The sequence below is a fragment of the Mesorhizobium sp. AR07 genome (genome assembly GCF_024746815.1).
GTDB lineage: Bacteria > Pseudomonadota > Alphaproteobacteria > Rhizobiales > Rhizobiaceae > Mesorhizobium.
Genome location: NZ_CP080525.1, coordinates 2,640,119 through 2,660,238, shown reverse-complemented (window position 1 = coordinate 2,660,238; position 20,120 = coordinate 2,640,119). Strand labels below are relative to the sequence as shown.

The 20,120-nt window shown below is 63.5% G+C and carries 14 protein-coding genes and 2 pseudogenes; 6 read left to right on the top strand and 10 right to left on the bottom strand.

The window, feature by feature from the left end; translation table 11 throughout:
* Nucleotides 1-258 precede the first annotated feature (258 nt).
* A complete protein-coding gene (locus BPNPMPFG_RS13625; protein ID WP_258595922.1) occupies nt 259-477 on the top strand; it encodes a hypothetical protein in 219 nt (72 codons plus the stop codon).
* Between the two features lie 181 nt (nt 478-658).
* Nucleotides 659-2,293, top strand: coding sequence for a tetratricopeptide repeat-containing sulfotransferase family protein (locus BPNPMPFG_RS13620; protein ID WP_258595921.1), 1,635 nt, complete (start codon nt 659-661; stop codon nt 2,291-2,293).
* Between the two features lie 5 nt (nt 2,294-2,298).
* On the opposite strand, the gene BPNPMPFG_RS13615 is transcribed toward BPNPMPFG_RS13620, so the two are convergent.
* The 8 genes and pseudogenes from BPNPMPFG_RS13615 to BPNPMPFG_RS13580 form a co-directional block, all read right to left on the bottom strand.
* The gene (locus BPNPMPFG_RS13615; RefSeq protein WP_258595920.1) at nt 2,299-2,652 is read right to left on the bottom strand and encodes a DUF1428 domain-containing protein; all 354 of its coding nucleotides are present in this window, start codon (nt 2,650-2,652) and stop codon (nt 2,299-2,301) included.
* 111 nt (nt 2,653-2,763) lie between these two features.
* Nucleotides 2,764-3,186, bottom strand: a complete 423-nt coding sequence (locus tag BPNPMPFG_RS13610) for a VOC family protein (protein WP_258595919.1) — start codon at nt 3,184-3,186, stop codon at nt 2,764-2,766.
* A gap of 160 nt (nt 3,187-3,346) precedes the next feature.
* Nucleotides 3,347-3,529, bottom strand: a complete 183-nt coding sequence (locus BPNPMPFG_RS13605; protein ID WP_258595918.1) for a hypothetical protein — start codon at nt 3,527-3,529, stop codon at nt 3,347-3,349.
* 132 nt (nt 3,530-3,661) lie between these two features.
* Nucleotides 3,662-3,970 (bottom strand): HigA family addiction module antitoxin, encoded by a 309-nt coding sequence (locus tag BPNPMPFG_RS13600; protein WP_258595917.1) that lies wholly within the window; start codon nt 3,968-3,970, stop codon nt 3,662-3,664.
* A 26-nt stretch (nt 3,971-3,996) separates the two neighbouring features.
* A pseudogene (locus BPNPMPFG_RS13595) lies at nt 3,997-4,276 on the bottom strand (type II toxin-antitoxin system RelE/ParE family toxin).
* Nucleotides 4,277-4,362: 86 nt separating this feature from the next.
* A complete protein-coding gene (locus BPNPMPFG_RS13590) occupies nt 4,363-5,889 on the bottom strand; it encodes an ABC-F family ATP-binding cassette domain-containing protein (RefSeq protein ID WP_258595916.1) in 1,527 nt (508 codons plus the stop codon).
* Nucleotides 5,890-6,157: 268 nt separating this feature from the next.
* Entirely contained in the window at nt 6,158-7,063 is a 906-nt protein-coding gene (locus BPNPMPFG_RS13585) for a DMT family transporter (RefSeq protein ID WP_258596737.1), read from the bottom strand.
* Nucleotides 7,064-7,359: 296 nt separating this feature from the next.
* Nucleotides 7,360-8,491 (bottom strand): annotated as a pseudogene (locus BPNPMPFG_RS13580) (IS481 family transposase).
* A gap of 268 nt (nt 8,492-8,759) precedes the next feature.
* On the opposite strand from BPNPMPFG_RS13580, the gene BPNPMPFG_RS13575 reads away from it, so the two are divergent.
* On the top strand, nt 8,760-9,866 hold the full coding sequence (locus BPNPMPFG_RS13575) for an ISAs1 family transposase (RefSeq protein WP_258590727.1): 1,107 nt from the start codon (nt 8,760-8,762) through the stop codon (nt 9,864-9,866).
* Nucleotides 9,867-9,991: 125 nt separating this feature from the next.
* Here the strand turns inward: BPNPMPFG_RS13575 and uvrB are convergent, their stop codons facing one another.
* Together uvrB and BPNPMPFG_RS13565 are read right to left on the bottom strand one after the other, a co-directional pair.
* Complete coding sequence (gene uvrB, locus BPNPMPFG_RS13570; RefSeq protein WP_258595915.1) at nt 9,992-13,168, bottom strand: excinuclease ABC subunit UvrB; 3,177 nt, start codon at nt 13,166-13,168, stop codon at nt 9,992-9,994.
* A gap of 128 nt (nt 13,169-13,296) precedes the next feature.
* Complete coding sequence (locus BPNPMPFG_RS13565) at nt 13,297-14,955, bottom strand: tlde1 domain-containing protein (RefSeq protein ID WP_258595913.1); 1,659 nt, start codon at nt 14,953-14,955, stop codon at nt 13,297-13,299.
* 514 nt (nt 14,956-15,469) lie between these two features.
* Here BPNPMPFG_RS13565 and BPNPMPFG_RS13560 point away from each other — a divergent pair.
* The 3 genes from BPNPMPFG_RS13560 to BPNPMPFG_RS13550 all read left to right on the top strand — a co-directional run bounded on the left by BPNPMPFG_RS13560 (nt 15,470) and on the right by BPNPMPFG_RS13550 (nt 20,119).
* Entirely contained in the window at nt 15,470-16,339 is an 870-nt protein-coding gene (locus tag BPNPMPFG_RS13560) for a protein-L-isoaspartate O-methyltransferase family protein (protein ID WP_258595912.1), read from the top strand.
* 145 nt (nt 16,340-16,484) lie between these two features.
* Nucleotides 16,485-19,187 carry a hypothetical protein gene (locus BPNPMPFG_RS13555; RefSeq protein ID WP_258595911.1) on the top strand — a complete coding sequence of 901 codons (2,703 nt, stop codon included), beginning with the start codon at nt 16,485-16,487 and terminating at the stop codon, nt 19,185-19,187.
* Nucleotides 19,187-20,119: a hypothetical protein gene (locus BPNPMPFG_RS13550; protein WP_258595910.1), complete on the top strand. Its 933-nt coding sequence runs from the start codon at nt 19,187-19,189 to the stop codon at nt 20,117-20,119. The genes BPNPMPFG_RS13555 and BPNPMPFG_RS13550 overlap by 1 nt, the downstream gene beginning before the upstream one ends.
* Nucleotide 20,120: the final 1 nt, after the last annotated feature.

Below are 20,120 nucleotides of genomic sequence, written 5' to 3'. Positions count from 1 at the left end.
TCGAGAACCTCTGACGCCGCGAGATGCCAATTCTGGCCCAAAGCGATTTCGTCTATATAGCTTGATGGGCTGGCACATTCAAGAAGATTTCCAAAAAACCCCGGCTTTTACAAAAAAATAGATTACAAAAAAATAGATCGCTGTAACTATTTGAAAAACCCTGATAGAGTTTGGGGGCTTTCAAAAAAATGCTTAAAATTATGCCGGGGCAATCGTCTCGGCACTTGTATTTTATTTATTCGCGAGAGGACAAAAGCCATGGTTTCCGTCAGAACCCCGAGAGGAACGACCGTAGCGATCAACCCGGCCATCAAGCCCATACACGCCATTGCCGTTGGCCCGACTGGCAAGCCGATGGTCGTCAAGTCGGCACGGCTGACGATCCGAAGCGATGAGGCAGCAAGGCGAACGATCGCCGATACCGATGGCACCGTGAGGCGGGCCAGGCAAGTTGCCGAGACCAATCGCCTGATTTGATCTTTTCCACGCCGCCGCGAAGGCGAGACACCAAGCGAAGCCTTGAACCTGCCGCGCTGATGGCCTAGATCGCGGCAGGCGGACAAATCAAGGCAGGTTTCCCATCAACCGAGATCAGAGAAGAGCGGCGGGCGCCAACTCAGGCTCGGGCGGTCAACCGCCGCTGGGGCTCGACCAGCATGTGCAGCAGGGGCTGCAACTGCATCAGGCCGGGCGCCGGCAAGAGGCCGAGGCGATCTACCGGCAGGTGCTGGCGCAGAAGACCAATCACGCCGCCGCCGCGCATTTCCTGGGATTGCTGCTGCACCAGACCGGGCGCAGCGCCGAAGGGCTGGGTCTCATCGAACAGTCGGTGCGCCTGCAGCCCGGCAATCCGGATTTTCAAAACAATCTCGGCACCGTGCTGCGCGATCTCGGCCAGGTCGCTGCAGCCGTCGACTGTTTCCGCAAGGCGGTGACGCTGCGGCCCGATCAACTGGCGGCGCGCGACAATCTCGGTTCGTCGCTGAAGCAGCTCGGCCAGTTCGAGGGCGCCGAAGACATCTATCGCGGCACGGTCGGGCGCAATCCCTTCCATGTCCGCGCCCGCATCGGGCTTGCCGAAACCCTGCAGGAAGCCGGGCGGCTCGACGAGGCGCTGGCCGTCTTCCGCGAGGCGCTGACCATCCGGCCCAAGGATGCCGACCTGTTGCACGGCCTTGGCGTCGGGCTGATGGAAAAGGGCAAGCTCGACGAAGCGGCCGATCTTTTCCGGCAGGCGCTGGCCGTCGACCCCGGCATGGCGAGAGCCTGGCTGATGCTGACGCAGGTCAAGCGCCAGAAGGAACGTGATGCCGAGCTGACCGGCATGGAGGCCCAGCATGCCAAGGCGCCGCGGGACAGCGTGGCCCGCATGCAGCTATCCTTCGGTCTCGGCAAGGCCAATGACGACCTGAAGGATTACTCGCGTGCCTTCGACTATTTCGCCGAAGGCAATGCGATCCGCCGCAAGGGCATCGAGTACGATGCGGCCAAGACGCGGGCCGAATTCGAGGCGATGAAGGCCACCTTCGATGCCGGCTTCTTCGTGAAACACCGGCCGAGCACGATCAGCGACGACACGCCGATCTTCGTCGTCGGCATGCCGCGCTCCGGCACGACGCTGGTCGAGCAGATCATCGCCAGCCATCCGCTAGTCTATGGCGCCGGCGAGCTCAGCATCCTGAAGACGGCGGTCGGCAAGCAGTTTCCGCTGACCATGAAGGGCGGCTTCCCGGCAGGGATCGCCGACATGCCCGACAAGGTGTTCGCCGAGGCCGGCGAGGCCTATCTCGACATGCTGCACGCCCGCTACCCAGGCTTCAAGCATGTCACCGACAAGATGCCCGGCAACTTCCTGCTCGTCGGCTTCCTCCACCTGATGCTGCCGAAGGCGAAGATCGTCCATTGCGCGCGCGACGCGGCGGCGACGTGCCTGTCGATCTACAAGGTGCATTTCCGCGGCGACAGCCACCGCTACGGCTATGATCTTGGCGAACTCGCCGATTTCCACAATCTCTACACCGACATCATGGCGCATTGGCATACCGTGCTGCCTGGGGTGGTGCATGATGTGCGCTACGAGGATTTCGTCGCCGACCAGGAAGGGCAGACACGGGCGCTCATCGCCCATCTCGGCCTGCCGTGGAACGATGCGGTGCTGTCGTTCCACGAGACGGACCGGCCGGTGCGCACGGCGTCGGCCGCGCAGGTGCGCCAGCCGATGTATCAGGGCTCGGTCGATTTGTGGAAGCGTTATGGCGACCGGCTGAAGCCACTGCTCGACAAGTTGGACTGATCCGCCTACAGCTCCATGAACGGCTTGAAGCCGCCGAAGATCATGCGTTTGCCGTCGAACGGCATGGCCGACCAATCGGGTTTCAGGCGCGGGTCAGCCATCACCTTGGCCATCACCGCATCGCGGCTTTCTCGCGATTCATAGACCACCCAGGAGAAGACGACGATCTCGTCGTCCTTGGCCTGCACCGCGCGCGGGAACGAGGTGACCTCGCCATAAGGCACATCGTCGCCGACGCATTCGACATAGGCGAGCGCGCCGTGCTCCTTCCAGACGATGCCGGCTGTGTTGGCCAGCTTCTTATAGTCATCGAGTTTTGCCTTGGGCACTGCAAGCACGAAGCCATCGACATAGGACATGGTGGTTTCCTTTGCTGAAATGGAGCGCCGGGCCGGCAGGGGATCAACCCGGCGCAGGTGAGCATCATCCCTCCGCGGGCAGCGAGGGACGTTGCTGCTCGATGAGAAAACTTACTTCACCGGGGCGTTCATCGCCCAGGCAACACCAAAGGGGTCACGCATCTGTCCCCAGCGGTCGCCCCAGAACATCACCTGCAGCGGCACCACTTCCTCGCAGCCGGCCTCGATGGCGCGCTTCCACCAGGTTTCGATGGTGTCGTCCTGAAGATGCAGCTGCATGGTGTAGCCCTGCGGATCCTTATGCGGATGGCCGTGCTCGGGATAAGCGTCGCCCAGCATCAGCGTAGAGCCGTTGATGTGAAGATGGATGTGTATGGTGCGGCCTTTTTCGTCCGGCGGATAGGCAAACACCTGCTCCGCGCCGAAGGCTTTCTTGTAGAATTCGGCGGCCTTGAAGGCGCCGTCCACCTGCAGATAGGGGGTCAATCCGCCAAGCACTTTCGCTACGGCCTGAGCCGGGGTCTGGTCGGTCATGTCTTGCTTCCTCTTTGCGTTTGGTTGGCCTTGCCGATCATAGGACGCACGAGGTGACGGCGGTCCTACAGGGTCGCGAAAATTTTTTCGAAGGCAGGGCCTGGGTGTGCCGGGCAACCGGCGGAATTGAGCGACAGGGGCATGGGCAGGCTGATCGCGGTCATATGACCTTGGCCGAGAACGTGGCCGCGCGACGGCTGTTCCGCGCGTCGAAGATTTCGGGAAAGCCGATGTCCTTGCGCAATTCGGCTGGCAGCGACAGCAGGATGCGTTCGCTGCGGTGGCGGGCGCGTGCCGCCGCATAGTGGGTTGCGATGCGACCGATGGATGAAAGGACCGACATGATGAATTCTCCCTGGTTTGCGCCGGCATCACCGTGTCGGCGTCCCAAGGACGAGGCGCGCTGAGGCGATCCGACAGACCGCCATGATTTTCTTGCGTGGCACCCGATCAGATTTCGTCGCCGAGAGTGGATCTAGGCAACCTTGAGCGTAGGGATAGCTGAAACATCAACTTCACGCTCTGCGTGCCAGGCATCGAAAGCCGCCTGCATCCGAAGCCAGATCGCGGCGCCGTCGCCGAACAGCTTCCCAAGGCGGGCGGCCACAGCCGGCGAAACCGGTCTCTTTTCGCGGATGATGTCATAGAGCTGCTGTCGGGAGATCCCGAGCAGATTTGCAATTTCCACCTTGGTCTTTCCAGTTGCCGGGATAATGTCGTCAAGCAGCGCCCCCGGGTGGGAGGGACAACGCTCAATGGGACGCGTCGGCTCGTGCACGGTCATAAGTCGAACTTCTCCATTTGGCCGCCTCAGTGGTATTGCTCGAAATCGACGCGGGCGGCGTCCTTGCCGTCGAACTCAAATGTGATGCACCACGGACGGTTGACGTGGACCGTGTAGCGGATGGGATCGAAGCCTTTCAGCGGGTGGAAGTCGAAGCCGGGGAGGTTCATCTCCTCCGGCTTCTCTGAAGCCTCCAGGCGATCAAGCCGGACAAGAATGCGCTTGTGCATCTTGGCGTCGATCTTGCCGGTTTTCCCGGTTTGAAAGAGGTCCCGACAACGCCTTGTTCTTGAAGGACTTGATCACAGGTCTATGTAAACAGATTGCTTACATTAGTCAAGAGCCTGTAAGCAAATAATTTACAGGCATAAGTGCCGTTCATAGCGTCGCCGTCATCCTGTCGCATCGGCCACTGAGCGGAAGAAATCCTCCGGGTCCTCGACTTCGGCCAGCCGCCGCTTGTCGATCAGCCAGAAGCGGTTGCCGATGGTGCGGATGAAGGAGCGGTCGTGCGAGGCGAGCACGCAGCTTGCCTGATGCGCCAGCAGTTCGGCTTCCAATGCCTCCTGGCCGTCGATGTCGAGATGGTTGGTCGGCTCGTCGAGCAGATAGAAGTTGGGGTTGGCGAGCCGAAGAGCCAGCATCATCAGCCGCGCCTTCTGACCGCCGGACAGCACGCCGATCTTGCGCTCCTGCATGTCGATGCCGACGCCGGCACCGGCGAGCAGCGAGCGGGCGCGCTGCTCGCCGACATCGTGGCGGCGCGAGACCATCGCCAGCGGCGTGTCGTCACCGCTGATGCCGGACAGCGCCTGGTCGCTGTAGCCGAGTACAGTCGACGGCGTCACCTTCATGTTCCGCACGGTTTCAGGCTCGAGGATGGCGTTGCGGATCAAGGTGACGAAGCGCGACTTGCCGACGCCGTTGCGGCCGAGGAGCACGATGCGGTCGCCCTGGCAGATGTGGCGCTTGCCGGTCCTGAACAGCAGCGTTCCATCAGGGGTTTCCACCGCCGCATCGTCGAGCGTGATCAGCACCTTGGCGTGGGTGCCGCGATTGGCGAGCCGGATCGCGCCCGCCGATTTCTCGCGATGCGCCGGGGCGGCCGCCTCTTCCAGCCGCTCCGCTCGCTGGTTGAGCTGCTTGGTCTTGACCGTCAAAAGGTCGCTGCCGGAATTGATGCCGATGTTGTTGAGCTTGGCTGCTTGCCGGCGCAATTGCTGTGCCACCTTTATGTCGCGCTGGAACTTGCGCTCGGTCGAGGCGTCTACGTCGTCGAGCGCCTGCCTTGCTCTGGAGTAGGGCAGCGCAAACACCGGCGACTGTTCCGGGCGCAGGAACAGCGTCCGGTTGGTGGTGGCGTCGAGGAAGGCGCGGTCGTGACTGGCGATCACCACTGGCACTTCGCGCGGCAGCGTGTTGAGCCAGCTTTCCAACTGGCTGATGCGGGCCAGGTCGAGATGGTTGGTCGGCTCGTCGAGCAGCAGCACATCCGGATCGGTGACCCAGACGCGGGCGATCAGCGCCAGCCTCTGCCAGCCACCACTCAGCGCCTGCATGTGCCGTTCGCGCATCGGTTCGGGCACGTCGAGCGAATCCAGCACCACGTCGACGCGCCATAGTTCGCTTTCGGCTTGCTCCGGCGGCAAGGCATCGGCGACCACCTGATGGAAGCTGCGTTCGAGAAGGGCTGATGCAACGGACTGTTCGACATGGCCGACGCGCAGGCCGCGTGTACGGGTGATGTCGCCTGTTGTCGGCTCCATCTCGCCGGTCAGGCATTTCAGCAAGGTCGACTTGCCGCGGCCGTTGGCGGCAACGATGCCAAGCCGGTCGCCGGTGCCGATGGTGAGGTCGAGATTGGCAAAGAGCGGCGCACTCATGGTGACGCCGAGGGATTTGAGGCTGATCAGGGCCATTGGATTTCTCTGGTCTTGCCGGAGGAAAACTCCGGTTCAATGCACTTTGACGGTGCGCGTGCCGGCCATCAGAACAGGCGTTGCAACACCACGAAGGGCAGACCAAAAAATCGAAGCGGGAAAAACCCGGACCGTCCCTGGTCAGCCCTGCAAGCAAGCTCGCAGGGCAGAAATCGGGCCACGCTGACGATGGTGACGAAAAAAAGTAAACACGTGAGCCCTCCTTTCAAGACGTTCGAGTGTGGAAACTGACTACACCAAGGGCGGGCTACACCAAGGGCGGGGCCGATGGCAAGGCTACCGCTTTCACGCGGCGCGGGAACGGGTCCAGCACCAGCACGCAGCCGGCGATGATCGCCACCGCGCCGAAGCCTTGGACGATGGTCAGCGACTCGCCAAGCAGAACCGTGCCGACCAGCACCGCGACAACGGTCACGGCGAACTCGACGCTGATCGTCCTGGTTGCGCCGATGCTGGCGATCAGCCGAAAATAGACGACGTAGGTCAGCGCGCTCATCACGCAGGCGAGAAGGGCGAGATAGAGGAAGTCGACGGCGCTCGGCATCGCCGGCACCGGCACTGCAAGCAGCAGCGGCAGCGTCATAAGCCCACCGAACAGGAAGGCGGCGCTGGTGAGTTCGAGCGAGCCGGCCGAGCGCAGATGGCGGTTGGCGTAATTGCTGCCGAAAGCGGCCGAGAACGAACTGAACAGCGAGGCGGCGCAGCCAAGCGCGAAGGATGCCGTGAGGGGCACGGCGGGGAAGCCGACCAGAACGATGATGCCTGCGGCGCCGAGCAGCAGCCCGGCCAGTCCGCGAACGGTGATGCGCTCAAGCCCCCACAACTGGCCGATGATCATCGAGAACAGCGGGATAGCGGCGACGAGGATGGCGGCCATCGCCGTGCCGATGCGCGGCGTGGCATAGGACAGGCCGATCAGCTGTGCCGCGACCGTCGTCGCGCCGACTGCCGCGAAAGGCCGCCAGCCGGCGCTGAAATCGAGCCTGCGCCCGGTCACCGCCGCCAGCAGCAACAGCGTGATGCCGGCGAGCAGCGAACGCAAGGTGACCGCACCGATCCAGCCAAAGGCATGCACCACCTTGAGCAATACCAGGAACGACAGGCCCCAGGTGATGGCCAGGAAGACGTAGGCGGCGATGTCCTTGGGTTTCATGGTGTGGTGGACGGTTTTCTGGGGCGGGATGGCAGGGCCGTATAGGTTCCACCCGCAGCTGGCAAGGGTGAGCTCATAGTCCAGGAGGGACTTGTTGCCCATAGAAGAGACTTATGTTGGAGGGACAGCGCCCTGGGCAGCGCGCCCCTCTGTCCTGCCGGACATCTCCTCCCTCGTCGGCAGGCCAATCGCATATGGATTCTTGCGAAGATAGACCCCCACCCTAACCCTCCCCACTGTTTGGACCTGAGACATCGCGAACAGGTGTGCGAGGACATCGCGAACAGTTTTGCATGCTATCGAGCCATGGCATTGAGGTCGATGGTTTCTATTTTCTGGTGCCTGAACCAGGCGTCGAAGAGGCCGTCTGTTGCGGTCGGACGGAAGGCAACGGATTTTCCGGCGAAGGCTTTGCAGAGGCGCATTTTGCGGCCGAGAATAGAGACGAAGCCATGCTGCTGAACGCGGCGGATGAGATCGTCCTTGGCGTATTCGAACGGCTCGACAATTTCGCGATACTGGCGCTGCGAGGCCCGGTAGCGGTCGAGCGGCACGGCGCCGTCCAGCGCGTCGTGGGGACGCTGGGCGTTGTAGACATGGCGCCACTGGTCGAAGGCGTGCTGAGCCTTGGCGAGATCGGCGAAGGGTGGTCCCTTGCAGCGCCTCGGCCTTGAGCGTTCGGTGGAAGCGCTCGTCCTTGCCGAGTGTCTGCGGGTGGCAAGGCCTGGAGTGGCTGACGGCGACGCTGGCCTCGATCAACCAGACGGTGAGCAGCGTGAAGTTGTTGCGGCCGCCATCGCCCCAGGGCGGGCCATTGTCGGTGGCGATGCGCCACGGCAGGCCATAGCGACGGAAGGCCTCGATCAGGCGCGTTTGCACGGTTTGGGTGGTCTGATCGGAGCAGGCCGACAGCACGACCGAGAAGCGCGAATGGTCGTCGAGCACGGTGAGCGGATGCAGCCGGCCGGTGCGCAGGGCGACATGGCCCTTGAAGTCCATCTGCCACAGATCGTTGGGGGCTTCGTGCTCGAAGCGGATGAAAGGCTGCGCCCCGCCGCCCTGCAATCCGAGCTCGATCCCGTTGCGGCGCAGGATGCCGGTCACCGTCGAGGGCGAAGGGGTGCCGATACCCTCGCGAGCGAGCACACGCGCGATCTTGCGCCCACCCCAGGCCGGATGCGCCGCACGCACCCAAAGGGCTGCCGCTTCGACCTCAGGGGCGCTGCGCCGTGGGCTCAAATGGGGCTGCCGCGAACGCTCCAAAAGCCCCGCATCGCCTTGCGCTCGATAGCGAGCGATCAGCTTGTGGGCCAACGTCCGGCCGATTCCGAAGCGCCGACACAACGCGCTCACATTCGCACCCGCCGCGCTCGCCAACCTGACGAATTCCAATTTCTGTTTCATCGCGCTGTTGTCCCCGAATGGCATCCCGAACCCCCTCGCGCAAAACGCGCAAAACTGTTCGCGATGTCTTCGCACACCTGTTCGCGATGTCTCCGGTCCAAACACCCACAAGGGGGAGGGAAGCTGCCGCGCGCCCTTCATCTTTGCCGTCAAAACGTCGGCAATTTGTCGAGATCAGCGCCTACAGAATCTCCCTCCCCCTTGTGGGCAGGGGAATCGCACATGAGTAGATCGGGTCACTTGCGTGGTGGAGAGAAATTGATTCTGACGGACCTCTTGAAGACAGGAGGTCATGATGGTGTTTGTGGATATATTCGACGAGGTTCCGGACCCTCGAGACTTCACGGCCCAGCACGAATTGCCAGAGATTTTGTTCGTGGCGCTGGCGGCGGTGCTTTGCGGAGCGACGCACTGCACGGAGATGGTGCTGTTTGCCAAGTCGCGGCTCGATCTGTTGCGGCAGTTCATCCCCCTCAAGCACGGCGTGCCCAGCCACGACACCTTCAGCCGGGTGCTGGCCGCACTCGATCCGGTGGCCTTCAACGCCGCCTTCATGCGCTTCATGGCCGCCTTCGGCACACAGGCGCACATCGATGTGCCGAAAGGCCAAGTCGCCGTCGACGGCAAGAGCCTCAGGCGCGCCTACGCCAAGGGCTGCGCCCACATGCCGCCGCTGGTGGTTACAGTCTTTGCCTGCGACACCTTCATGAGCCTGGCTCAGGTCGTGGCACACAAGGGTGGCGAGGTCGAGGCTGCGATCGAGGCGCTCAAGCTGTTGTCGCTCAAGGGGTTGACCGTCACCGGCGATGCCTTGCACTGCCATCGCCGCATGACCAAGACCATCCGCGAAGGTGGCGGCAACTATGTGCTGGCCATCAAGGGCAACCAGTCGAAACTGGCAGTACAGGCCAATGCCGCCCTCGACGCGGCAGCTGCGAGCAAAAGAACCAGGTTCCATCAGGTCGACGAGGATGCCCATGGCCGCCACGAGGTGCGCCGTGCTTTCGTCGTCCCCTTCGCCCAGACGCCGGGCCAGAACGCGCTCGTCGACCTTTGCGCCGTCGGCCGTGTCGAAAGCTGGCGCACCGTCGATGGCAAGACCACCCACAAGGTCCGCTGCTATGCGTTGTCGCGCACAATGCCGGCCAAAGAACTGATCGCCTCCGTTCGCCGCCACTGGAGCATAGAGAATGAGCTGCACTGGCAACTCGACGTCCTGCTCTGCGAAGATCGCATCAGGGGTCGCAAGAACAACGCGCCGGCAAACCACGCCATACTTCGGCGCCTTACTCTCAACATCCTTAGAGCCGACCCGGAAAACATCCCGCTCAGCCACAAACGACTCAAAGCACGGTGGGCCGATCAAGACCTCATCAGCCTTATCACTCATATGCGATAGCCCTGCCCTTGTGGGGAGGGCAGGGGTGGGGGTTATCGTAGAGCGAAAGCCTCTGCTTCCCATATGCGATTGCCCTGTCCCTCGTGGGCGAGATGTCCGGCAGGACAGAGGGGCGCGAAGGATCGCTACCGTCCCGGCCTGCCCGTCTTCCCCGGCCGGCGCTTTTCGCGGCGGGCGTCGCCGGGATCTTCGTAGGAGCCGATGCCGGCGCGCTGGCGGACGACAGGCTTGTTGGGGTCGCCGTGTTCCTTCGCGCCCCCCTCTGTCCTGCCGGACATCTCCCCCACTTGGGGGGAGATTGGCTGTGGCTTGGCCGGCATTTTTCCTTCAACCGGTTTCTCGGTGCGCCGCACCGTCATCTCGTCGAGCGAGTTCTTCTTGAACAGCGGCTTGGCGGCGTCGCCGGGAATGCCGAAATCGGAACCATGCGCCTCCTCGGCCGACTGTTTCTTGAACAGCGAGCGCGACACGGCGCCCGCGGGCGTCGGCATGTCGGTGCCTGGATCCATGGCGTCGAGCGAGGGTTTCGCAAACAGCGGCCTTTTCACCGGCACCGCGCCATCGGCGCCCATCTCGTCGAGCGCCGACTTGCGGAACAGGGCGGATTTGACGCGATCGTTTGCGGTCCCTTCCGGCTTGCTGACCGCCACGACAGGGATGTTTCCCTGGTCGTCGACCGTGCGGTGGATGGCACGGCCCTTGTTGTGCTTGCCCTTCTCCCGGCCCGAGACCGGGCTTTCCATGTCGGCATATTTGGCCAGCGGATCCTCGGAGATGGACAGTTCCATCTCGCGCAGCCGCTTGATCTCGTCGCGGATGCGGGCCGCCTTCTCGAAATCGAGATTGGCGGCGGCATCGCGCATCTGCTTGTCCATGGCGTCGAGATGGGCCTTGAGATTGTTGCCCATCATCGCACCGGCGCTGTCGGTGAACTGCGAGATGTCGGCGCGGACATGGTCCTTCTCGTAGACCGAGTCCAGGATGTCGGAGATGCGCGACTTGACCGATTCCGGGGTGATGCCGTTGGCCTCGTTCCACTCCATCTGCTTCTCGCGGCGGCGGCTGGTTTCGGCCATCGCCCGTTCCATCGAGCCGGTGACCTGGTCGGCGTAGAGGATGACCTTGCCGTCGACGTTGCGAGCGGCGCGGCCGATGGTCTGGATCAGCGAGGTTTCCGAACGCAAAAAGCCTTCCTTGTCGGCATCGAGAATGGCGACGAAGCCGCATTCGGGAATGTCGAGGCCTTCGCGCAAGAGGTTGATGCCGACCAGCACGTCGAAGGCGCCGAGCCGCAGGTCGCGCAGGATCTCGATGCGCTCCAGCGTGTCGATGTCGGAGTGCATGTAGCGGACGCGTACGCCCTGCTCGTGCAGATATTCGGTCAGGTCCTCGGCCATGCGCTTGGTCAGCACCGTCACCAGCGTGCGGTAGCCGGCCTTGGTGGTGTCGCGAATCTCGCCGACGACGTCGTCGACCTGGCTCTTGGCAGGGCGCACCTCGACCGGCGGGTCGATCAGCCCGGTCGGACGGATGACCTGTTCGGCGAAGACACCGCCGGCCTGCTCCATTTCCCAGCCGCCGGGCGTTGCCGACACGGCGACGGAGAGCGGGCGCATGGCGTCCCATTCCTCGAAGCGCAGCGGCCGGTTGTCCATGCAGGACGGCAGGCGGAAGCCGTATTCGGCCAGAGTCGCCTTGCGCCTGAAGTCGCCGCGATACATGCCGCCAATCTGCGGCACGGTGACGTGGCTTTCGTCGATGAAGACCAGCGCATTGTCGGGAATGTATTCGAACAGCGTCGGTGGCGGATCGCCCGGCTGGCGGCCGGTCAGATAGCGCGAATAATTCTCGATGCCGGCGCAGGAGCCGGTGGCTTCCAGCATCTCCAGGTCGAAGCGGGTGCGTTGTTCCAGCCGCTGCGCCTCCAACAGGCGGCCGGCTCGTTCGAGTTCCACCAGCCGGTGCTTGAGCTCTTCCTTGATCGACTTGATCGCCTGATTGAGGGTCGGGCGCGGCGTCACATAGTGCGAATTGGCGTAGATCTTGACGCTTTTCAGCTCGCCGGTCTTCTGGCCGGTCAGCGGGTCGAACTCGGTGATCTGCTCGATCTCGTCGCCGAACATCGAGATGCGCCAGGCGCGGTCTTCAAGGTGGGCCGGAAAGATCTCGATCGTGTCGCCGCGCACGCGGAACGAGCCGCGGACGAAATTGATGTCCTGGCGCTTGTATTGCTGGGCCACCAGGTCGGCGAGCAGCGCGCGCTGGTCGAGCCGGTCGCCGATCTGCATCTGGAAGGTCATCGCCGTGTAGGTTTCGACCGAGCCGATACCGTAGATGCAGGACACCGAGGCGACGATGATGACGTCGTCGCGTTCGAGCAGCGAGCGCGTCGCCGAATGGCGCATGCGGTCGATCTGCTCGTTGATCGAGGATTCCTTCTCGATGAAGGTGTCGGTGCGCGGAACGTAGGCTTCCGGCTGGTAATAATCGTAGTAGGAGACGAAATACTCGACGGCGTTTTCTGGGAAGAATTTTTTGAACTCGGAATAGAGCTGCGCGGCCAGCGTCTTGTTCGGCGCCAGGATCAGGGCGGGGCGCTGCGTCTCCTCGATCACCTTGGCCATGGTAAAGGTTTTCCCGGAGCCGGTGACGCCGAGCAGCACCTGGGTGCGATCGTGGTTGTCGACGCCCTCGACAAGATCCTTGATGGCGGTCGGCTGGTCGCCGGCCGGCTCGAAGTCCGACACCATCTTGATGGCGATGCCGCCTTCGGATTTTTCCGGACGGGCAGGGCGGTGCGGGGTCCACAGCACGCCGTCCTTGTGCAGCGGATTGCCGGATTCGATCAACGCCGACAGCGCCGCGACCGTGGCGGTGACACTGCCCGAAGCCATGGTCTCGGCGTCTTCCAGCGAGATGTCGAGACCGGCGACCGGGTTGAGGCCGGCTGCCGTGCGCTCCCTGGCTGTCGCCGCGCCACCCATCGAGGTGCCGCGCGAACTGCGGCCCGGCGAGGTTGAGCGCTCGGGAATCTTTTTCGACGGCTTCGATGCCTTGCCGCCGTCGCCCTTGCCGGCAAGGCGGCCTTCCTTCTCGGCCTCCTGTTCGATCTGTTCGGCCCAATCGGCGATCGAACCGGTCAGCGGCGTGCCCGACAATTCTGCTTGCGGCATCTCGGCGAAGCCGCCTCTGTGCAGCGGCTCCGAGGCATCGAGGAAATCGGTCAGCGGGCTGCGCCGCTTCGGCGCGGCGCGGTCCTCATTCGCCGTCGGCGGCGTTCTTTCATCGGGGGATTTGGCCATGCCCCGAATATGGGATTTCCTGGGCAAAATGGAAAGAGCGGGATGAAGGGAGGCGTGTTGCCGGGTGCGGCTCCTGACAGAAGGCTGTCAGGAGGAGGCGGGAAGGCAATGCTATATCCCTCTCGTGATCAGGCGCCGCGTGCGTTGTCCGCCACGCGGGTCGCCGATCCGTTCAGGCGCGGCACCACGACGAGGCGCGTGATCTTACCTTTCTTGAAGGCGGCGAGGAAGCGGGCATAGTCGCGGAAGACGACGCAGCCATTCGACTCGGCGCGGCCGCCGCGCAGCATGTAGGTGTGGGCGAGCAGGCCGTTGCGGTTGTATTTGTTGCCGCCGTTGACCGGCGTCAGGCGCAACGCCTCGACACCGTGGAAACGCGATTCGCGCAGCGACAGATTGTAGGTGTTGGGCGGTGTCGGGCCGCGATCCTTCTGGTCGACATAGCGTGGCTGATCGACCATGGCGCCGAGACCGGAATGCGCTTCGAGACGCTGGCCGTCCGGCAGATAGACTGTCTTGGCGCTGATATCGTACACAGCGACGCCATTGCCGGCTCCGGTCCTGGCGTCTCCTGGCCCGGTGAACAGGTTCCTGAACGCCTGGCCGAGGCCGCCCGAAGGCGTGTCCGGCTTGGCATAGGCCAGCACGTCGCCGCCATCGCCCGGGCGCCCTTGCCGGGCCGGTTGCCTGGCTTGCTGGACCGGCTTGGTCTGCTGGACCGGCTTGGCCTGCTGGATCGGCTTGGTCTGCTGCGCCGGCTTAGCCTGCGCGCCCCTTGGCTGCTGAACCGGCTTGTCCTGGTCCACGACCTTGGGTGGCTGCGGCGCGTCGAACTGCGGGCGCTGGGTCGGCAGCGGCACGTCGTTGGTGAGCGCGTCCGGCAGCGAGGCGGCATCGCCGGGCTGCTCATGCTGGGTTTCGACAGGCGAAACCGCGACATCGGCAGAAGATTCGGTCATCGGCAGCGGTGAGGCGAACGCCTCGTCCTCAACCGGCAGCGACCGCACAAGGGCAAGCGCCAACTGTGCGTTGTCCGGCGTATCCGTCTCCGACTGGGCAAAGCCCATCGGCTGCGGCGCGGTCTGCACGACCACCGAGCCGGTATCCATCCGGGCGAAGCGTTCCGCCGCCGGGGCCGGCATGTCATCCGACAGGCTGGCCATGACCTTGGCGGATGGCACCAGGGACGCTTCGGCAATTTGCGGCGCGACAGCGGAAATGACAGGGTGCGCGGATGCATCGGCCGCGACATCAGGCTTTCCGGCACCCGCGAAAGCGGCGGCAAGCCTTGTCGGCGACAGCGATGCTTCCATGCGTTCGAAACGCTCCTGCGATTTCGATTTTGTGACCACCGGGGCTGGCTTTGCCTGGGCCACAAGCCGCGCGGATTTCTCCGACTGGGGGCTCACTCCAGCCAGCTTGAAGCAGCTGGCGCCGCACTGCACTGCATGGTCATGCAGCGCCTGCGCGCCGCCATTGGCATTGGCCAGCACGAACGGCGCCGAAGATCTCAGGAAATGCTGCTTCAGCGGATCGGCCAGGGCGAGCGATCCCGGTATCGAAAGCGTCTGCGGCAGGCCGCCTGATGTCGACGACAGCGAGGCGCCGACTGAACTCAGGCCAGCGATGGTGCCGACCAGCCATAGGCCAATGGCAGCGCCGACGCCGGGCACCGCGACCCAGCGGATGATCCGTTCAGGGTTGAAGGAAGAGGAACGTGGCGCGTCGCAGGCGGTCTCACCGTCCCAACGCTTGTCCCCTAAATTTTTTTTACTCAAGAACGCCATGCAACCAATCTTGCTCCAATCGGCTCCTACGTCCGCGGCTGTGATAGCCGCGACGACCATTCTGTGAGTGATCCCAGGTGGTCCCCGACGCGTTTGCCGCGCCTGTCGTTAGTTGCCGATTGCTTCAAAATATGGACAAAGTTGGTTAACCAATCCCTCTCAAAACCAACCGAGAGACGTGGACTTTGTGCCAGAGAAGGCTTGTCCACGACCCGAACGCGGTATTGCAGCCCTTCCAATGCTGTTTTGCTGCCTGTTTTTGCCGCCCAAGTCAAGCAAAACAGCCCTTGCTAATGTACCCAAAGGGCTGTTCAGCGAGTCGTGTGACAATGGCGCACGCCATTGCGTATTGCCGAATAAGCCGTCACATCGGCAAAACTGTTGCCCTCCTGCCACAATTTCCCCGCCCGGACGGTCACCTGTCGAGGGCCATTGACTCGTTTTGGGAGGCGGTGCAATCGGATTGAAGTGCTTGGTTTGGGGGTGGCAAAGGCCACTTTTGGAGGCTTTTTCCATGAAGCGTCGGGACTTCTTGGCGCTGTCGGCGGGGGCTGCGGCGTTTTCCATTCTTCCGGCCGCCGTCAAGGCGAACGTTCCGGTGGCGTATGACCGGAACGCCGAAGTGCCGTTCAAGGACAAAAAGTCGTTCATCGACTGGATGGTGGCCAATCGCGGCGAGGATCCGAAGTTGCTGGCCGAGCGGTTCGATCGCTTCCAGATCATGGTCTATAACAAGGACGTGCTGGACGATCGCAACAAGCGCGCCTTCCTGTTGACGCCGCGCGAAGAGTTCGTCCTGCCGCAGAATCTGGCGCGCACCTATGATCACGCCTTCCTCGACATCGGCTACGGCGTGACCATTTCCGGCCCACATCTGGTCGGACGCATGACGACGGCCATCGACGTCAAGCTCGGCGAATCCGTGCTCGAGGTCGGCACCGGCTCCGGCTACCAGGCGGCCTATCTGGCCAATCTGACAGACAAGGTGCACACGATCGAGATCATCAATCCGCTGGCGCAGCGCACCCGCCGCACCTATGACGCGTTGGTCGAGCGCGGCTACAGCGAGTTCGGCTCGGTCACCAGCCGCAATGCCGACGGCTATTATGGCTGGGAAAGCGTCGGTCCGTTCGACAAGATCATCGTCACCTGCGGCATCGATCATATTCCGCCGTCGCTGTTGCAGCAGCTCAAGCCCAATGGCGTCATGGTCATTCCCGTCGGCCCGCCGGGCGCGCAGCATGTGCTTAAGGTGATCAAGGAGCAGCTCGCCGACGGCACCTTCAACATCGTCCGCTCGGACATCTACAATGGCAAGGTGGTGCCTTTCGTGCCCTTTACCAAGCTGGAAGGCGACCAGATCGTCGGCACGCATAACGGCTGATTGCCGCGTCGGCCTAAGCAGACTTCGCTCGCCTGGCCACCGCGTTGTCTGGTTTGGTTTCTTGCTTGCCGCAGGTTCTTGCCGCAAAACCGTGGGACACTTTTGCGGAACCTGCTTAGCTGAACCGCCGCATCAAGGGGCCTGCATGGCAGCCGTCGTATCGAATTCTCGCTCGAGCATCGCCTCCCTGGAGGCGCCGCGGCTCGCGCACTATCTCGCGGTCGGACTGATTGCCGGTGCCATCATCGCGCTGCAGATATCCGTCATGCGGGTGTTCGCCGTCGGCAGCTGGTCGCATTTCGGCTCGCTGGTGGTCAGCCTCGCCATGCTCGGCTTCTCGCTGTCCAGCGTCGTCATCTTCGCCGGCAAGGACTGGTTCGACCGGCATTGGCAAGGGGCCGCCACGGCTGCCCTGCTGCTGATCGGCCCGCTTGCCGTCGCCTCCAATCTCGCTGCGCAGACGGTGCCGTTCAACGCCATCTTCCTGGTCTCCGACCCCGCGCAGAAATGGCGGCTGCTGGCCAATTTCCTGCTCTATCTCCTGCCGTTCCTTGCCGGCGCATTCTTCCTCGGCATCGTCTTCCTGAAAAGCCGCACCGCCTTCGGCCGCGTCTATTTCGCCGACCTGACCGGCTCGGGGCTCGCCGGCCTCGTCGTGCTGGTGTCGATGTATCTGTTCGCGCCGGAAACCATCATCGTCGTGCCGCTGCTGCTCTGGGCCGCCGGCTCGCTGCTGTGGTTTTTCGCCTTCGGGGCCTGGAAGAGCGTCGTCGCCGGCGTGATCGTGGCGGCGCTGTCGATATCAGGTTACCTGATGCTGCCCGGCCTGCTCGGCATACCCGATATCGCGGTGTCGCAGTACAAGGGCGTCGCCTATGCCCGCAACTTCCCGGACGGCAAGCGCATCTACCGCAGCGTCTCGCCGTTCGGCGACCTGCAGGTCTATGCCAGTTCCTACATGCATTTCGCGCCGGGCCTGAGCGACAACGCCGCCTTCGGCATGCCCGAGGTTCCGGCCAACACCTATGTCGGCATGTATCGCGACGGCGACGGGCCGGAAGGCATCATGCGCAACCTGGCGCCGGCCGAGCAGGTCTATTTCCGCTATCTGCCGATGCATTATCCTTATGTCATCAAGGAGAGGCCCAAGACCTTCGTGGTGCAGTTCGGTGGCGGCATCTCCACGCAGGCGGCGCTCAATGCCGGTTCGACATCGGTCACCGTGGCCGAGAGCAACCCGATGACGTTGCGGGCGTTCCGAGACCCGGTGCTCAGGGATGTCACCGGCGATATCCTCGCCGAACCGCGCCTCAAGGTGATCGACTATGACGGGCGCCTGTTCCTCGCCAACACCGACGAGCGCTACGACGTCATCGACCTCAGCCTCGCCGACAGCGTCGGCCTGTCCAATCCGGGTGGCTTCGCCATCTCGGAGAAATATGCCTACACGCGCGAGGCGATGCTGAGCTACATGCACGCGCTGGCCGATGGCGGCGTGCTGTCTGTGACCTTGTGGAACAAGGAAGAGCCGCCGAAATCGGTGCTGAAGCTCTATTCGACCATCGCCGAGGCGGCCAAGGCGTACGATCCGGCGGGTGCGGCGAACGACATCTTCGCCGTCTCGAGCTATCTCTCGACGACAACGGTGCTGTTCAAGCGCGGCGGCTTCAGCGAGGCGGAAATCAAGACGCTGCGCGACTACACCAAGTCGATGTCGTGGGAGGAGATCTATTACCCCGGCATGGCCTATGACGGCACGACGGCGCAAAAAATCCTCGACGATTATCGCGCTTCGATCTTCGGCAGCGGCGAGGACGCGACGCTGACGCAGCCCGCCGCCGATGCGACGGCGCCGGCCGATCCGACCGTGCCGAACGGGGCCTGCGATCCGACGGCGCCAGCCGATCCGACGCTCGATGCCTGCGCCGACGCCGGCGGCAATGCCGGCCCCGATGTGCTGCCGGCGACGGCGTTGCAGCGCATGACCTGGCATGCGCTTTTGACCGGCGGCTGGGCAAAGCTTGCCAGCGACTATGTCTTCGACGCGCATCCGCTGAGCAACGACCAGCCCTACTTCGCCGCCTATGTGAAGGTCGCCGACCTGCCGCTGACGCTGGACCGGCTCGACCTGTTCCAGGACGACTGGGGCTATCTGCTGATCTGGGCGACGCTCGGCATCGCCTGCGTCACGGCGGCGTCGCTGGTGCTGCTCCCGGTCATCTTCGGCTGGCGCATCGTGTTTTCGCGCTCGCGCGGCAAGCTTGGCACCATCCTCTATTTCGCCTGCCTCGGCCTCGGCTACATCATGGTCGAGGTCGGGCTGATCAGCCGCTTCACCGTGGCGCTCGCCAATCCGACCGTGTCGGCCTCGGTGCTGATCTCGTCGATGCTGGTGTTTTCCGGTCTCGGCAGCCTGTTTGCCGAGCGCATCTTCGACCGCGCCAGGACGCTGTTGCCGGTCGTGCTGCTGGCGATCTGCGTGCTGCTGCTGGCCTACGGCTTCGCTCTGTCGCCGGTGCTCGACTGGATCGGCGCCTACCCCTACGCCGTCCGGCTGCTGCTCTGCTTTCTCCTGGTGTCGCCGCCGGCCTTCCTGATGGGCATGCCGATGGCGACCGCCATGACCTGGCTGGCGCGGCTCGGCAAGGCGCATCTGTTCGTCTGGGCCTGGGGCATCAATGGCTGCTTCTCCGTCATCGGCTCGGCCGCGGTGCCGATCGTCGCCACCAGCTTCGGCCTCAGCGCCGTGCTGCAATGGGCGGCGATTGGCTATCTTATCGCCATCCCGGCTTTTTTCGCGGTGCTGTTGCCGTCGAAGGCGCCGGCCGTACATCTGGTGGCCGCCTGATGCCGGACCGGCGTGCCATCGTCGCCGGACTGCTGGCCGCGGCGGCGTTCCCAGTCGCGAGCCAGGGGGCGCGCTTGCGCAAGGCCGTATCGACGATCGTGCCGTTCAAGACATCGCCCTTTCCCTACCGGGGAAAGCTGCCGGATGGCTCCGGACCGTTTCTCGACGTGACCGCCAACGGCCGTCATGGTCACACCTCGCCGCGCGGCGGCATTTACTGGGAAGACGAGACCTATTTTGACCGCAGCACGCTGCTGGCGGCGCCCCGAGGATTCGATCCCGCCAAGCCGGCGGTCATCGTGGTGTTCTTCCACGGCAATGGCGCCACCTTGCAGCGCGATGTGGTCGGCCGCCAGCGGGTTGTCGCGCAGCTGGAAGCGTCCGGCCTCAACGCCGCACTGGTGGCGCCGCAATTCGCCAGCAACGCGCAGGATTCCAGCGCCGGCAATTTCTGGACGCCGGGCGTCTTTGCGAAGTTCATGGCCGAGGCGTCACAAGGGCTGGGCAAACTGATCGGCGCCAAAGCGGCAAAATTCGACGCCATGCCGGTGGTGCTGGTCGCCTATAGCGGCGGCTACAATCCCGCCGCCTTCGTGTTGAAGAACGGCGATGTTGGCGGCCGCCTGCTCGGCGTCATCCTGCTCGACGCCGTGTTCGACGAGGCCGATATTTTCACCAGCTGGATCGCGCGCCACAGGAAGAGCTTTTTCGTCAGCGCCTATGGCCAATCCTCGGCCTTCGGCAATGCACAAATCCGGCAATTGCTGGCAGGCCAGGGCATCGACGCCAGTTCGGATCCGCCCCGCCGCCTCGAAGCCGGCACTGTCGCCTTCCTTGCCTCGGATGCCGCCCATGATACGTTTGTCACGCGGGCGTTCGTCGCCAATCCGCTGCAGTGGCTGCTAGGCCGAATGAATGGATTTCGGCGTTAGC